The 15288-nt window shown below is 43.5% G+C and carries 14 protein-coding genes; 11 read left to right on the forward strand and 3 right to left on the reverse strand.

Annotation, left to right across the window (positions count from 1 at the left end; genetic code table 11):
* Positions 1-44 precede the first annotated feature (44 nt).
* Positions 45-2033: a sigma-54-dependent Fis family transcriptional regulator gene (locus DFP80_RS07145; protein ID WP_113916120.1), complete on the reverse strand. Its 1989-nt coding sequence runs from the start codon at positions 2031-2033 to the stop codon at positions 45-47.
* A gap of 361 nt (positions 2034-2394) precedes the next feature.
* On the opposite strand from DFP80_RS07145, the gene DFP80_RS07150 reads away from it, so the two are divergent.
* The 6 genes from DFP80_RS07150 (at position 2395) to DFP80_RS07175 (ending at position 8496) form a co-directional block, all read left to right on the forward strand.
* The gene (locus DFP80_RS07150; protein ID WP_113916121.1) at positions 2395-3483 is read left to right on the forward strand and encodes an ABC transporter ATP-binding protein; all 1089 of its coding nucleotides are present in this window, start codon (positions 2395-2397) and stop codon (positions 3481-3483) included.
* 2 nt (positions 3484-3485) lie between these two features.
* Complete coding sequence (locus tag DFP80_RS07155) at positions 3486-4640, forward strand: ABC transporter ATP-binding protein (RefSeq protein WP_113916122.1); 1155 nt, start codon at positions 3486-3488, stop codon at positions 4638-4640.
* Positions 4630-5499: a carbohydrate ABC transporter permease gene (locus tag DFP80_RS07160; protein WP_113916123.1), complete on the forward strand. Its 870-nt coding sequence runs from the start codon at positions 4630-4632 to the stop codon at positions 5497-5499. The genes DFP80_RS07155 and DFP80_RS07160 overlap by 11 nt, the downstream gene beginning before the upstream one ends.
* Before the next feature lie 9 nt (positions 5500-5508).
* Positions 5509-6393, forward strand: a complete 885-nt coding sequence (locus DFP80_RS07165; protein WP_175020606.1) for a carbohydrate ABC transporter permease — start codon at positions 5509-5511, stop codon at positions 6391-6393.
* Positions 6394-6404: 11 nt separating this feature from the next.
* Entirely contained in the window at positions 6405-6677 is a 273-nt protein-coding gene (locus DFP80_RS07170; protein ID WP_113916124.1) for a DUF2160 domain-containing protein, read from the forward strand.
* Positions 6678-6771: 94 nt separating this feature from the next.
* Positions 6772-8496, forward strand: coding sequence for an ABC transporter substrate-binding protein (locus DFP80_RS07175; RefSeq protein WP_113916125.1), 1725 nt, complete (start codon positions 6772-6774; stop codon positions 8494-8496).
* Positions 8497-8550: 54 nt separating this feature from the next.
* Here the strand turns inward: DFP80_RS07175 and DFP80_RS07180 are convergent, their stop codons facing one another.
* Positions 8551-9420 carry a MurR/RpiR family transcriptional regulator gene (locus DFP80_RS07180; protein WP_113916126.1) on the reverse strand — a complete coding sequence of 290 codons (870 nt, stop codon included), beginning with the start codon at positions 9418-9420 and terminating at the stop codon, positions 8551-8553.
* A 269-nt stretch (positions 9421-9689) separates the two neighbouring features.
* On the opposite strand from DFP80_RS07180, the gene DFP80_RS07185 reads away from it, so the two are divergent.
* From DFP80_RS07185 to DFP80_RS07205, 5 genes are all read left to right on the forward strand, one after another.
* On the forward strand, positions 9690-10754 hold the full coding sequence (locus DFP80_RS07185) for a polyamine ABC transporter substrate-binding protein (protein ID WP_206610590.1): 1065 nt from the start codon (positions 9690-9692) through the stop codon (positions 10752-10754).
* Positions 10755-10816: 62 nt separating this feature from the next.
* On the forward strand, positions 10817-11944 hold the full coding sequence (locus DFP80_RS07190; RefSeq protein WP_113916127.1) for an ABC transporter ATP-binding protein: 1128 nt from the start codon (positions 10817-10819) through the stop codon (positions 11942-11944).
* Positions 11941-12834 (forward strand): ABC transporter permease, encoded by an 894-nt coding sequence (locus DFP80_RS07195; RefSeq protein ID WP_113916128.1) that lies wholly within the window; start codon positions 11941-11943, stop codon positions 12832-12834. The genes DFP80_RS07190 and DFP80_RS07195 overlap by 4 nt, the downstream gene beginning before the upstream one ends.
* 9 nt (positions 12835-12843) lie before the next feature.
* The gene (locus DFP80_RS07200) at positions 12844-13680 is read left to right on the forward strand and encodes an ABC transporter permease (protein WP_113916129.1); all 837 of its coding nucleotides are present in this window, start codon (positions 12844-12846) and stop codon (positions 13678-13680) included.
* Between the two features lie 18 nt (positions 13681-13698).
* Entirely contained in the window at positions 13699-14793 is a 1095-nt protein-coding gene (locus tag DFP80_RS07205; RefSeq protein ID WP_113916130.1) for a DmpA family aminopeptidase, read from the forward strand.
* A 95-nt stretch (positions 14794-14888) separates the two neighbouring features.
* Here DFP80_RS07205 and DFP80_RS07210 read toward each other — a convergent pair whose 3' ends face one another.
* On the reverse strand, positions 14889-15071 hold the full coding sequence (locus DFP80_RS07210; RefSeq protein WP_113916131.1) for a hypothetical protein: 183 nt from the start codon (positions 15069-15071) through the stop codon (positions 14889-14891).
* Between the last annotated feature and the right edge of the window lie 217 nt (positions 15072-15288).

Genomic DNA, 15288 nt, shown 5'->3' on the forward strand with positions numbered 1-15288 from the left:
TCATCAACCATTACAATTCTCTACATTAAATAATTTTCGTCTTTTCATTTAGCGTATTTATAAACTGTATTTCGGCTAACACCAGCACTTTTCGCCGTTTGCGAAACATTCCCCTTAAACTCACTCAATAACCGAGGAATCAGTTTTTCCAGTGGCTCTTCTTCCTCGCCTGTTGCACTTGATTGTGTTGAATAGTCCGAGGGAGTCACTGCCTCAAGATCATCAAAAAAATCATCGGGTAAATGCCATTCTTCCAAGACTTCTTCATCCGCCATGGCCATGCCGACTTTTAGTACATGAGCCAGTTGGCGCATATTTCCAGGCCAAGGATGGGTTACTAAAAGGGCGACCATCGAGTCCGATAACGGTGGGCCTGGCTCTTCTTTTCGTAGGCGGTTATGCAAATATTGGATCAACTCGCCTTTATCCAATCGTTCCCGTAATGCTGGCAATTCTATGTTCAAGCCCGAAATTCGATAATATAAATCTTGTCGAAAGCGCCCTTCTTTAACTTCGTCTTTTAAGATGCGATTGGTGGCTGAAATCAGTTTGATATCGACCGGAAACGCTTCTGTTGAACCCAGAGGTGTAACCACCCTTTCTTGCAAAACACGCAACAAACGCGATTGTACTGCCATTGGCATTTCACCTATTTCATCCAAGAACAAGGTGCCATGATGAGCGCGACGAATTAATCCAATTGAGCCTCTGTTTTGAGCCCCTGTAAAAGCCCCTTTTTCGTAACCAAAAAGTTCAGACTCAACCAGTTCCGCAGGAATAGCGGCGCAGTTTACCGCTACCAACATCTCTTTGGCGCGCGAGCTATGATAATGCAAACTACGCACAAAAATTTCTTTCCCGGCACCGGTTTCACCATGAATTAAGATAGGAATGTCTTTCTCCATAATCTTGTGAGCTTGACGCACTAAACGTTCTACTCGCTCATCACCATGCTGCAGTTCTGACAATGGGATTACATTATCAGGTATGGTTTTAATAGACGCTTTTTCCGCTTTAATTATTTTTTCAGTAGGCGGATTTTTTTCTTTCATAACAAGGGTTTCCGTCTGAGAAGGAGCGACATAATCAGCACGTTGCCGAAAATCTGGTACGCGCATAATTTGCTGCACTGGCGGAATGACTTTGACATAAAATTGATAACGTCCCATGGCAATCAATTTCATTGGTAAACTAAAGGGATGATGTTTAATTTCGCGCATTTCGATATCAAAAACTTGATTAATATTGAGCAATGCTAAATCCCGAGCTAAAACCACTTCAGCTCGACGGTTAGCGGACACAATGGTGCCATTTTCATCAAGCACTAAAATACCAGACCAATGACTGTCTAAACTGACCACATTGGTATTAAAACTAAGAATAAAATGCTCTTGCTGGAAAGCGGAAAATATCAAGCGGTTTTCCACACTCAAAGACATAAGCTTGACCATGCCAAAAGTATGATCTTGCGGAAGATACGCATCTGAGGAAATGTCTAATACACCAACTAAATCGTTCTTGGTGTTATAGATAGGCGAAGCGGACCCAACCATAAAACGGTTGGCTCGAAGAAAGTGCTCATCACGGCCGACTTGAATGGCTTCGCCTGTAATCAGTGCCGTACCAATGGCATTGGTACCAACCCCCATTTCGGTCCATTGGTTACCACCAACTAAACCGTGCTCTTCCGCACTTCCAAAACGAGGCTGCCCCCAGGTATTTAGTACGTGTCCCTGTCGATCTGCTAAAACAATCATACAAGCCGAATTACTCAGGATGTTCTCATAATACGGCAGCACTTCGTTTTCAGTGGTTTCCAGCAAGCTACGATGTTGATCGACCAGATCGCTTAACGTCCCTCTGGGTAGCGTCGCAAAGTCTGGGCGACTACTGTGATCTAAGCCAAATTGTTCACAACGGTACCACGACGCTTGAATACGCTCTTTGTGAGTCTGAGACAGGCTAGAATCCTGTGTCGAATCTTCATCCACTAATGCGTGAAAGGCTCGTTGCTTTTGTTCTTCTTCTTGCATTTCCAGCTCCAGCACAACAAGGCAAATACCAGACTGTGCACGAAATGTTCATTGTGTTGAAGTAACTGTAAACACTTTGAACAGTCGTGAACAGTCCTTGTTCGAAAATGAAAGTCTCTTAAATATAGCTAAAATACATTAAAAAACTATATATATCATAAAGTTAAAAACAACAAAAAGTATAAAAATATTTTTGGCATGAGTTTTGTAATGTATTTATTCATCAAGGCATGTTCACTTTTGCACTTACGCAACACAGTTAAGAGAACAGGCCAAATAATGAAGAGGTTTTTACTCAACACATTTAGAACCACCGTTGTGTTTCATCCTCAAAAATAATAACAACAAAAAGGTACGTACAATGTCTCTGACGCTGCAGAATGTATCGCGCGTTGTTGAAGGCGAGACTTGGATCGATGATGTCAATTTGACCCTAGAACCAGGCTCTTTCAACGTTTTACTTGGACGCACATTGTCTGGTAAAACCACGCTTATGCGACTCATGGCTGGCCTAGATCGGCCGACCAAAGGAAAAATACTCATGAATGGGGTGGACGTAACGGGTGTAGCCGTTCGCGAACGCAACATTTCTATGGTGTATCAACAGTTCATCAATTACCCCAACCTTACCGTATACGAAAACATTGCTTCGCCACTCCGTTTGGCTCAAATGGATGAAACGGAAGTCGATCGTCGCGTGCGAGAAACCGCTCAAATGCTACGTATCGATCCATTTCTTGATCGCTTGCCGCTACAATTGTCTGGCGGACAACAGCAGCGAACAGCAATGGCGAGAGCCTTGGTGAAAGACTCGCAAATCATTTTGTTCGATGAGCCTCTGGTTAACCTTGATTACAAATTACGTGAAGAGCTTCGCCAAGAACTGCGTGCTTTATTCAAAGTGCGTAACTGTATTGCTATTTACGCCACCACAGAACCAAACGAAGCACTCGCATTAGGCGGCAACACTGCGGTTTTGAACGAAGGTCGACTATTACAAATGGGGCCTACAGCTGAGGTTTACCACCAACCTAAAGATATTATTACCGCCGAAATGTTCTCTGAGCCACCTATCAATGTGGTTCCAGGCCGTGTCAGTGAAGAAGAAGTTACTTTTGATGACACGGTACATTTTAGACTAAACAGCGACTTGCGTAGCTTAACACCAGGCGACTATCAATTTGGGGTAAGAGCCTCGCATATTGGCTTAGTTCCTCATTCTGACGATGATTTAGAACTACCTGTGCGTGTTGACTTAGCAGAAATCAGCGGCTCAGAAACCTTCTTGCATGTCCACAACCCACATTTTGATTTAGTGCTGCATTTATCTGGGGTTCATGCCTATCAAGTAGACCAAGAAATTAAAGTCTACTTCCCAACGCACAAGCTTTACGCCTTTGACGCTCAAGGCAAAATGGTGCACTCCCCAGCGCGAATGAGGGACCAATAATCATGGCTTCTATCACGTTAAATGCGCTAGCGCATACTTATACAGAAAACCCAACCAAGCCCGAAGATTACGCCATTCGTGAAATGACGCATGTGTGGGAGCAAGGCGGTGCCTTTGCTCTGCTTGGACCATCTGGCTGTGGAAAATCGACACTACTGAACATTATCTCCGGTTTGCTAAAACCATCCAACGGTGAAGTTTTGTTCGATGGTAAACGCGTCAACGAATTGAAACCTGAAGAACGCAACATTGCTCAGGTGTTCCAGTTCCCTGTGGTGTACGACACCATGACGGTGTTTGATAACTTGGCTTTTCCACTGCGTAATATTGGTGTACCAGAATACAAGGTGAAATCAAAAGTCTACGAAGTCGCCGAGATTCTAGAATTGTCTGAGCAATTGAAGCGCAAAGCCAAAGGCTTATCAGCAGACCAAAAGCAAAAAGTATCTATGGGGCGTGGATTGGTTCGTGACGATGTATCGGCCATTCTGTTTGATGAGCCACTCACCGTGATCGACCCTCAATTGAAATGGAAGCTGCGCCGTAAGCTCAAGCAAATCCATGAGCAGTTCAACATCACCATGGTGTATGTGACACACGATCAGCTCGAAGCCTCTACTTTTGCCGATAAAATCGCCGTGATGTACAACGGACAAATCGTCCAGTTTGGTACGCCACGTGAATTATTTGAAAACCCAGCCCACACCTTCGTTGGTTACTTTATCGGTAGCCCAGGAATGAACTTCTTTGAAGCTGAGCTAAAAAGCCAAGGCGAAAAAGAAGCACTGATGTTTGGCGATCATGAAATTTCCGTTAGCGATTCCATGTTAGCACGATTGAAAAACATGGGTGCCAACAAGGTTACCTTAGGAATTCGTCCCGAATTTGTTCATGTATGGGATGGCAAAAATGATGACGCTTTTCCTGTCGACGTAGATTACGTGGAAGACCTTGGCACTTACAAGATTCTGTCTTTCTTATTCCATGGAAAAGTGATGAAAGCACGTCTCAGCGAAGATCAAAAAGTGCCTTCTGGACAAATCTATGTGAGCTTTCCTGAGCAATGGACCAAAGTTTACGTGGATGAATATCTCGTTGACTTAACGGCTCATTCTAGCGAAGACGACATGAATAAGGAGACCGACCATGCAAACTAAAGTTGAAAACAACAAGGCTTGGTTCCTTGTTATGCCTGTTTTCCTAATCGTTGCCTTCTCTGCCATTATTCCTTTAATGACAGTGGTAAATTATTCGGTACAGGATATTTTTGACCCTTACACTCGCTACTTTGTTGGCACTGAGTGGTTTAAACAAGTGATGTTAGACAGTCGCTTGCATGAAGCTCTGCTGCGCCAATTTATCTACTCCTTCACCATTCTAATCATTGAAGTACCACTGGGTATTTGTGTGGCCTTGATGATGCCGACGAAAGGTAGAGGCGCGTCTTTGGCATTGATTCTTGTGGCGATTCCCTTGCTGATTCCATGGAACGTGGTTGGCACTATTTGGCAAATATTTGGCCGTGCTGATATTGGCTTGTTCGGTGCATTTATGAATGGTTTAGGTCTCGACTATAACTATTCTTCTAACCCAACTGACGCTTGGCTGACAGTAGTGTTAATGGATGTTTGGCATTGGACTCCGCTGATTGCGTTGTTGTGCTACTCAGGTTTAAGAGCCATTCCAGAAGTGTATTACCAAGCAGCGCGAATCGACCAAGCGTCTCGTTGGGCAGTATTCCGCTATATCCAATTGCCTAAACTGGCCAATGTATTAGTCATCGGTATGCTACTACGCTTTATGGACTCTTTCATGATTTATACCGAGCCTTTCGTACTCACTGGCGGAGGTCCTGGTAGCTCAACCACTTTTTTAAGTCAGTCCTTGGTACAACAAGCCATTGGTCAATTTGATCTGGGTCCAGCGGCGGCATTCTCGCTGGTGTACTTCTTAATTATCTTGCTCGTGTGCTGGGTGTTCTACACCACCATCATGAACATGCAAAAAGACAAATAGGAGCGGATCATGACGCAATCAACAATGTCACATAATAAACCAGCTAAAGAACAAGCTCCTGTGTATAGCCGAGCGGAGCGTAAAGCTCGCAATGCCAATACTCGTGGCCGATTTGGACTGGTTCTCTACGTGGTTTTATTGCTTTTGCCAATCTATTGGCTAATCAATATGTCGTTTAAAACCAATACTGAAATACTGAGTGGCTTGTCTTTTTTTCCAGCTGATTTCACTTTGGAAAATTACGCTAAAATCTTTAGCGACTCTACTTGGTATATGGGATACGTTAACTCGATTTTTTACGTATCCATGAACATGGTGATTAGCTTATTGGTGGCTTTGCCTGCCGCTTATGCTTTTAGTCGCTATAAGTTCATTGGCGATAAACACATGTTTTTCTGGTTGCTTTCAAATCGTATGGCGCCACCAGCGGTATTTTTACTACCATTTTTTCAACTTTATTCGTCTGTAGGCTTATTCGATACCCACATCGCTGTCGCGCTAGCACACTGTATTTTCACCGTACCATTAGCCGTATGGATTCTAGAAGGCTTTATGAGCGGTGTACCTCGTGAAATAGACGAAACCGCGTATATCGATGGCTATACCTTCCCGAAATTCTTCGTGCGAATCTTTATTCCTTTGATCCGTTCAGGCATTGGGGTGACCGCGTTCTTCTGTTTCATGTTCTCTTGGGTGGAGCTGCTTTTAGCACGGACATTAACGTCTGTCGAAGCCAAACCCATTGCTGCCATTATGACACGTACTGTCTCTGCTTCAGGGATGGATTGGGGACTACTCGCTGCTGCAGGTGTGTTAACCATCCTACCGGGTATGTTGGTCATTTATTTCGTTCGTAACCATGTCGCGAAGGGCTTCGCCCTTGGTCGAGTGTAAGGAGAATTATTATGGCTTGGATGTCTTGGACATTACCTACAGCCCTGTTCTTTATGGGCATCGCTGTGATCTTGGTCGGTATGACCACCTGGCAAATCATCTCACCTTGTGTGGAACGTCGTGGCTTTTTGCCACTAGCAACCACCCGCGGTGATCGTTTATTCATCGGCCTGCTTAGCAGTGCTTTTATCCACCTTGCATTCGTTGCGTTAACGGATGTGAACATCGCGGTGGCAACTGTCCTGTGTGCATTCTGGATGATCATCCTAATGCGCTGGGGCTAGTCAGCGTCCTTATCTGTCGAACTTATCAATAAGAACGATGGAATATCTGGCACGGAAGCCAAACATAAAAAACCAAACTTAGTTGAGGTAAAACATGCACTACAATAAGAAAAAAATTGCACTAGCCGCCTTGCCCTTTGCTGTTATGTTGCACTCTGCCAATATTTGGGCAGATGCATATTCTGACGCAGCAGAAAAATGGGTAGATTCAGAATTCACCGTTTCAACACTCAGCAAGCAACAACAGCTTGACGAAATGCACTGGTTTACTGAAGCCGCGAAAAAATTCCGTGGCATGGAAATCAATGTCGCGTCTGAAACGTTAACAACACACAAATACGAGTCTCAAGTATTAGCTAAAGCCTTCCAAGAAATCACCGGCATCAAGGTTAACCATGACCTGATTCAAGAAGGTGATGTGGTCGAAAAACTGCAAACGCAAATGCAGTCTGGTCGTAACATCTATGATGCTTACGTCAACGATTCTGACTTGATCGGTACGCATTTTCGTTACGGTAAAGTGGTACCAATTTCTGACATGATGCAAGGCGACGGTAAAGAATTTACTTCGCCAACTCTTGATCTAGCTGATTTTATCGGTTTGGACTTCACCACAGGCCCAGATGGCAAGTTGTACCAATTGCCAACGCAACAGTTTGCTAACCTTTATTGGTTCCGTGCAGATTGGTTTGCCCGTGCTGATTTAAAAGAAAAATTCAAATCCATTTACGGCTATGAGCTAGGCGTACCAGTAAACTGGTCCGCTTATGAAGATATTGCGGAATTCTTCACAGATAAAGTCAAAACCATCGATGGTGAGCCAGTATACGGTCACATGGATTATGGTAAAAAAGACCCATCTCTAGGCTGGCGATTTACTGATGCTTGGTTCTCTATGGCGGGTGCTGGTGATAAAGGCACACCAAATGGTTTGCCTGTAGATGAATGGGGTATTCGTATCAAAGATGCGTGCTCACCTGTTGGTTCAAGCGTCTCGCGTGGTGGTGCAACAAATGGTCCAGCAGCGGTTTATGCCACGACTAAATACGTTGAATGGTTACGTAAGTATGCGCCGCCAGAAGCGCAAGGTATGACCTTCTCTGAATCTGGTCCAGTACCAGCTCAAGGTGGCGTGGCTCAGCAGATTTTCTGGTACACCGCGTTTACCGCTGATATGACAACTAAAGGGCTTCCTGTTGTAAACGAAGATGGCACACCGAAATGGCGCATGGCTCCTTCTCCGGTTGGGCCATACTGGGAAGAAGGCATGAAGAAAGGGTATCAAGACGTTGGTGCTTGGACTTTCATGAACTCTACGCCTGAAGACCGTCGTCTAGCCGCTTGGTTGTACGCCCAGTTCACCACAGCAAAAACGGTTTCACTGCAAAAAACTTTGGTTGGTTTAACCCCTATTCGTGAATCTGACATTAACTCTCCAGAAATGGCCGCCGCGGCGCCTAAACTGGGTGGTTTGGTTGAATTCTACAAAGGACCTGCTCGTAAAGAATGGTCTCCAACTGGGATTAACGTACCAGATTATCCTAAGCTAGCTCAGCTTTGGTGGCAGTACATTTCTCAAGCAGCCAGTGGCGAAGCGACGCCTCAAGAAGCCTTGAATGGTCTAGCTGCGGCACAGGATAAAGTAATGCAACGTCTAGAGCGCGCTAACGTACAGCCTCTATGTGGACCAAAACTGAACGAACCGCGTGACGAAGCTTACTGGTTGGCTCAACCAGGTTCACCAAAACCAAAATTGGCGAACGAAAAACCACAAGGTGTTACTGTTTCTTATGACGATTTAATTCGCTCTTGGGAATAATACCACCTAACACTCTCTGAACGTTTGACCGGCTTAGGCCGGTCTTTTTTTAACTTAAAAAAGAGCAAAACGTTTCGCCATTTCCTGCCATCGCTTAATTCGGATATCACTATTCACGCTTCGTCTAGATACGGCATCCACTAGCATATTGGTTGTTAAAGCAAGTCCCCAAGTCGACTCTAAAAACAGCCCTGACTTAGATTTTGCATAAATAACATGGGCATTATACTCACCCGCCCAATGGCAAAATTCATCAGTGATAATTACAATTTGAATACCTTTTTCCACGGCGACTTCACACAGCTTTCGACCTTCTGAAGCATAAGGAACGACGTCAAGAATAATTAAAGTATCATAGCCCTTCCTACCCCTCGGGCTATCTTCAAGCCATTCTCCTAACATGCCATCATGAGGCGAAAGATACTGCACCCGATCACGAGCTAGGGAAAGTCGTCGAGTAAAATCTTCCGCGGTGCCTCGTATTGATTGAAACCCCGTGACATAGACTCGAGTTGCGGCACTAACGCAACTTACCAAGCTCTCCCAATTTTCCGTCTCAAATTGCTCGTAAAGACGAACCATGCTTTTCAACTCTTGTTTCAAATTGTCTTTATAAAAAGAATCTGGGGACAGCCTCTGACTTTCCCCTACTTCCATTGGAATAAATTCCTTCTGTAGCTCTTCTTTCAGTGCTGAGATACCCTGATAACCAGCCCTCTTTAAAAAACGGCTGACCGTAATTTGACTAACGGCCGCTTTTTCAGCGATAGAGGCGCCAGTTTCAAAGCTAATTTGATCTAGATTTAACAAGATAAACTGCGCCACTCGCGCTTCAGATTTAGACACCAAAGGGATTAACTCTTGAATTCTCTGTGATGTTGTCGTCGCAATATATTCAGGTTTTGAAGAAAATGTATTTTTCATTCTGTCAGCCTTACTATTTTTACTGGTCACACTGCCGTGATGTGGTGCGATTTTTATCAAAAACAAACCAAATGAGTGCAAATAAAACCACTATTTTTTATTTAAAATAGTTCAATTTAGTCCAATTCATTCATATCTATAGCATTTTCAGATTGTTAGAAACATAACATATTATGACATTGAAAGAATATTACCATCCCCTACAATAAAATAACGGTGCTTTTACAGACCAAGACAACTCCGTTAGAAACGATCAAGAAGGCCGCATTATGAAACAATCAATTTCTTTAAAAAGTAGTCAAAAGGTAAAAAAAGCTCTCGCTATGACGAGCATCGCCATTACCGCTCTCAGCTTTGCACACTCGGCATCCGCGGAGGAAACGCTAAGTCTTTATAATTGGGGAGAATACATTAACCCGGAAGTACTGCAGCGCTTTACTGAGGAAACAGGCATCAAGGTTAAATTAGATACCTATTCATCAAATGAAGAGATGTTAGCCAAACTACAAGCTGGAGCAACGGGTTACGATATTGTATTTCCATCCGTTCATATGCAAGACATTATGGCAAAACTCAACTTGCTTGAAAAAACCAACATCAATCAATATTCAGGCTTTAAACATATCGATAAAAACTTTCTGAATGCTGAATCTGATCCAAATGGCGAATATTGCCTGCCCTACGCTTGGGGCACCGTTGGTATTCTTTACAACAAAAAACTCGTGCCTGAGCTGAACTCATGGGCTGATTTTTTCGCTCTACCAAATGACGGTAAAAATATCGCCATGCTGGATGATATGCGAGAAGTCATCAGTGTTGGGTTAATCACCAATGGTAAAAGTGTCAACACAACAAATCGTGACGACTTAAAGGCCGCTCAAAACTATATTATCAAGCACAAGCACAATGTCTCAGCCTTTACTTATGACAGTATCCCTATGGTCCAATCTGGTGATATTGCCGCTGCACAATGGTATGTCGGTTCAATGTTATACGTATTCAAAAAACCAGATGATCTTGCTTATATCATTCCGAAAGAAGGCGCTACCATGTATCAAGAAGATATGTGTGTACTAAAACGCGCTCCAAATAAAGCGAATGCAAAGAAGTTTATGGAGTTCTTTACGCAGCCAGACATCGCTGCGCTAAATGCTAAGCAACAAACCAATGGCACTATGAATACCGAAGCCATCAAACTATTGCCCGACTATATACGCAACAACCCGAGCATTAACCCTCCAGCAGAAGTAAAAGCTAAGCTGCAGCTGTTCAAAGAGCTTGGTAAAGGCATCAAGCTATATGATCGAGTCTGGACCAAGATTCGCACATCATAAGGTAATCGTATCCCAGAATTTAGGCGGGTTATACCGCCCTTTTTTTCTCTTTGAGGTTTATTATGTCAGGGTCCACCCCATCGCTTGAATATATAAAGATTCGCCATGCGCATCGTCAATTTATTACCCCTGAAGGCGGTATTATTAATGCGTTAGATGATATTAGTTTGCCTATTGCACAAAGTGAATTTATTACTTTATTAGGCCCTTCAGGATGCGGAAAAACGACGTTGCTAAAAATCGTCGCTGGATTTGAAGAGTTAGACAGTGGCGATATCCTGTTAGATGGGCAATCCATTATCCAACAGCCCGCTCACAAACGCCCGGTGAATACGGTGTTTCAGTCCTATGCCCTATTTCCTCACATGACGGTTGGGGATAATGTTGGTTATGGTTTAGACATTGCCAAAGTCAACAAAGTAGAACGTAACCAACGTGTCGCTACAGCACTAGATATGGTGGGGTTGGGCGGCATAGAACAACGACTTCCATCACAGTTATCGGGAGGTCAGCAACAACGTGTTGCTCTCGCTCGTGCCATCATTAATCGTCCAAAGTTACTGCTTCTCGATGAACCTCTTTCAGCATTAGACAAAAATCTACGACTTCAGATGCAACTCGAGCTCAAAAACCTACAAACAGAACTCGGTATTTGCTTCATCTTTGTTACCCATGACCAAGAAGAAGCCCTCACCATGTCCGACCGTATTGTGGTACTTAACGGAGGAAGAATAGAACAAGTCGGCACACCTGATGAAGTTTACCATTCACCACAAACAGAGTTTGTCGCCACCTTCATAGGCGAAAGCAATATCTTATCAGGCACCGTCATTGAAAAGTCCGAAACGGGGATTGATGTCGACTGTGACGGCGTCACTATACACAGCTTGGATACAACACCCGAGCTAGGAGAAGAGGTCAAGCTACTGTTAAGGCCTGAACACCTGTCTTTAACCCCTAACGGGCAAGAAGGCGCTCAAGCCCAGCTGACAATGACACTGAATCAAACGGTCTTTATCGGCTCAGATTATCAGCTACATGGTGCACTAGAAAATGGTCTAGCGTTTTCGGCATTAACTAGAAAAACCAATACACCACTGATAAAAGACAACAAAGTCACCTTGTATTACCAAATTAGCGCACTTCATACCATTCCATCCAAGAAAAAACCGACTAAGGGCCGCATATGAAATCCCTTAGTATTTCACGAAAACAGCTCATGCTAGTGGCTTTACTCGCACCGACCAGCCTATTTTTATTGGTGTTTTTTGTGGGTCCCATGTTAATTATGCTGACCTACAGCTTTTTAGAGCCGGGCTTATACGGTGGCGTTGAATGGCATTTTTATCACTGGAATTATGGTCGAGTACTTGGTTGGGCTGATGGCTTTTATGAAGAGTTCGATACTGTTTATTTGGAAATTTTATTGCGCTCTGTTGGGCTAGCAGTTGCTACCGTCCTCTGCACTTTATGTATCTGTTATCCAGTCGCATTTTGGGTCTCAACCTTATCGGCCAAAAAGAAAGCCTTGTGTATCTTTTTAATGACATTGCCCTTTTTCGCTAGCATGGTGGTTCGCCTCTACGCTTGGGTATTAATCTTACGAAACTCGGGCTTTGCCAATCAATTTTTAGAAGCCACAGGGTTAATCACTGAGCCATTAAACCTGATGTTTTCTGGAACTGCCGTGATCATAGGCATGGTTTATATATTCATTCCGTTTATGTTCCTGCCTATCTATTCCAGTGTTGAGAAGCTCGATAAAAATCTGCTTCAAGCGTCAGAAGACTTAGGTGCCACGCCTTTTACCACCTTTCGAAAAGTCATTTTTCCCTTAACGTTACCGGGCATTGTTGCAGGCTGTATTTTGGTCTTTATCCCCAGTCTCGGTAATTTTGTTGTGCCAAACATACTTGGCGGCGCCAAGGTATTGATGATAGGAAATATGATTGAGCAACAGTTCTTATACGCCAGGAATTGGCCCTTTGGAGCGACACTTTCTATGATAATTATCTTCATGATGATGATCATTTTATCCATTTATCTATATAAATCAGCCAAAAAACAAGCCGCTTTATAGGAGACCATCATGAAAAAACAAACGCCCCTAGGCCGCTTATTATCCATTTACAGTGTGCTCTTTTTTATTTTCCTCTACGCACCTGTAATACTTATCGTGATCTATTCGTTTAACTCAAACCCTATCAACATTATGATTTGGGATGGCTTCACCTTAGATTGGTATCGCAGTGTTTTTGGTCTAGAAACTTCATTAGCCGACTCATCTAGCTATATAGACTCAACAGATCAGCTTCTCAACGCCTTATTAAATAGTTTAATTGTTGCAGGCAGCGCGACTATCATAGCGACTTTCCTCGGCACCAGTACGGCTGTCGCCTTAGCCCGTTATCGCTTTAAGCTACATTCATTTTATCGATTACTATTGTTTGTCCCCATGGTTATGCCCGATATTGTCTTGGGCATTGCCTTGCTCATTTTCTTTGTCGGGGCTGGTTTCACTCTAGGAAACAGTACTATCATTATTGGTCATTGCACTTTTTTAACCAGCTATGTTTTTATCGTTGTTAGTGCCAGATTAGCAGGCATGAACCCTCTTACAGAATCGGCCTCTGCTGACTTAGGTGCAAATGAATGGCAAACATTTCGTCGAGTCACTTTGCCTTTAATCCTGCCTGGAGTAATTGGCGGAGCGTTACTCAGTTTTATCATTTCCATGGATGATTTGGTGATCACTTATTTCATTAGCGGTGTGGATTCAACCACTTTACCCGTTTTTATCCTTGGCATGATTCGTCGAGGTATTAAACCCGAAATAAACGCAATCGCAACGTTGATGCTGCTTTTTTCGGTTGTCATTGCCTCAGCAGGTATTTACTTCAAATCCAAAAACACATCCACACCCTAAGAAATAGTAGGCTGAATTATGTCCAAACTACGTGCACGAGAACTGGGGCTACCTTTCCCCGGAATTACAGGTCCAAACAATGCCATTACCGATGTTCCTGGTATTCAGGTGGGTTATAAAACGCTTATTAATAATGATCCAATATCACCAGCTAGAACTGGGGTTACGGCCATACTACCACGGGGTAGAAACAACACACCGCAACCAGTATGGGCTGGCATGTTTGCTCTCAATGGCAACGGCGAAATGACAGGCACTCATTGGATACAAGATGGTGGTTATTTTGTGGGGCCAATCATGATAACCAACTCCCATGCCGTTGGTATTACTCATCACGCGGCAGTGAAATGGACAATAAAACAATACCAAGAAGCATGGCAAAACAATCACCTATGGGCTATGCCTGTGGTTGCAGAAACCTTTGATGGTGTGCTCAATGATATCAACGCCATGCATGTATCTGAACAAGATGCGTTAGACGCTCTAGACAATGCACAACCCGGTGCTATTTCAGAAGGTAATGTAGGCGGTGGAACAGGCATGATAGCTTATGATTTTAAAGGTGGTACAGGAACCTCCTCACGACTCATAGAAATAGCCGACCAAACCTATACTCTCGCCGCCATAGTGCAAGCAAATCACGGCATTCGTCCATGGTTTACAGTACTTGGGACTCCTGTTGGAAAACTCATGCCTAATAATCGCATTCATGCATTACATGAACAGGGGTCCATCATTGTCATTCTTGCTACCGATGCACCGATGCTACCTCACCAGTTAAAACGCCTCGCGAAACGAGCGGCACTTGGCATTGGCAAAAATGGCTCGCCGGGAGGAAACAATTCTGGAGACATCTTCCTCGCATTTAGCACAGCAAACGAACAAGATTTACCTCAACTGTCGGGTCCAATACGGTCAATGGAATGCCTAAATGATGAAGTCTTTGATGATTTTTATATGGCGGCGGTGGAAGCGATAGAAGAGTCCGTAATCAATGCCATGGTCGCAGCAGAAGACACCCCTACATTCAAACAACCCGGAGACAAGATCTGCAAAGCAATCGACGTGCAATCTTTATCTAGCATAGTGAGAACCTTCCATTCCATTCCGTAATGTAAGGCGTGAACATTTCTGAAGTGATAGAGAAGGTGATGCATTTACCACCTTCTCTATCACTAACAACTGTGCAAACATTTATCGAACCAACATCAATGCGTCATTGGTTCATCATCCGATATCAAGGCTTTTAGCTCATCCTGTAAACTTTCAATTTTTTCAGCCAATATATGCTGCTGTGAAGGCGGTATTTGAGCAATATCCTGAAGCGATACTTTCTCTAAGTTTTCAAGCAAACTAACCAAATGTTGTACGCTGTCATCTTTTCTGTTCATGCGGATTCTCTCCTTAGATTGCATGGTGACTGTATAACCATAGACAACTTTTAGGCATTACTCTGTCATAAATGAGAAAACTTATGTAAAAAATTAAAGTATTGGTTAAATGAGAACAAAAACTTTAATACCTCTATGCTTATTAAATGCTGGCAACATCATCTACGACAGAGGCTTCACTATGGTATCACTGGGCAAAAACGCATTAAACCAATTG

This window comes from Marinomonas rhizomae, from assembly GCF_003315485.1.
Lineage (GTDB): Bacteria > Pseudomonadota > Gammaproteobacteria > Pseudomonadales > Marinomonadaceae > Marinomonas > Marinomonas rhizomae.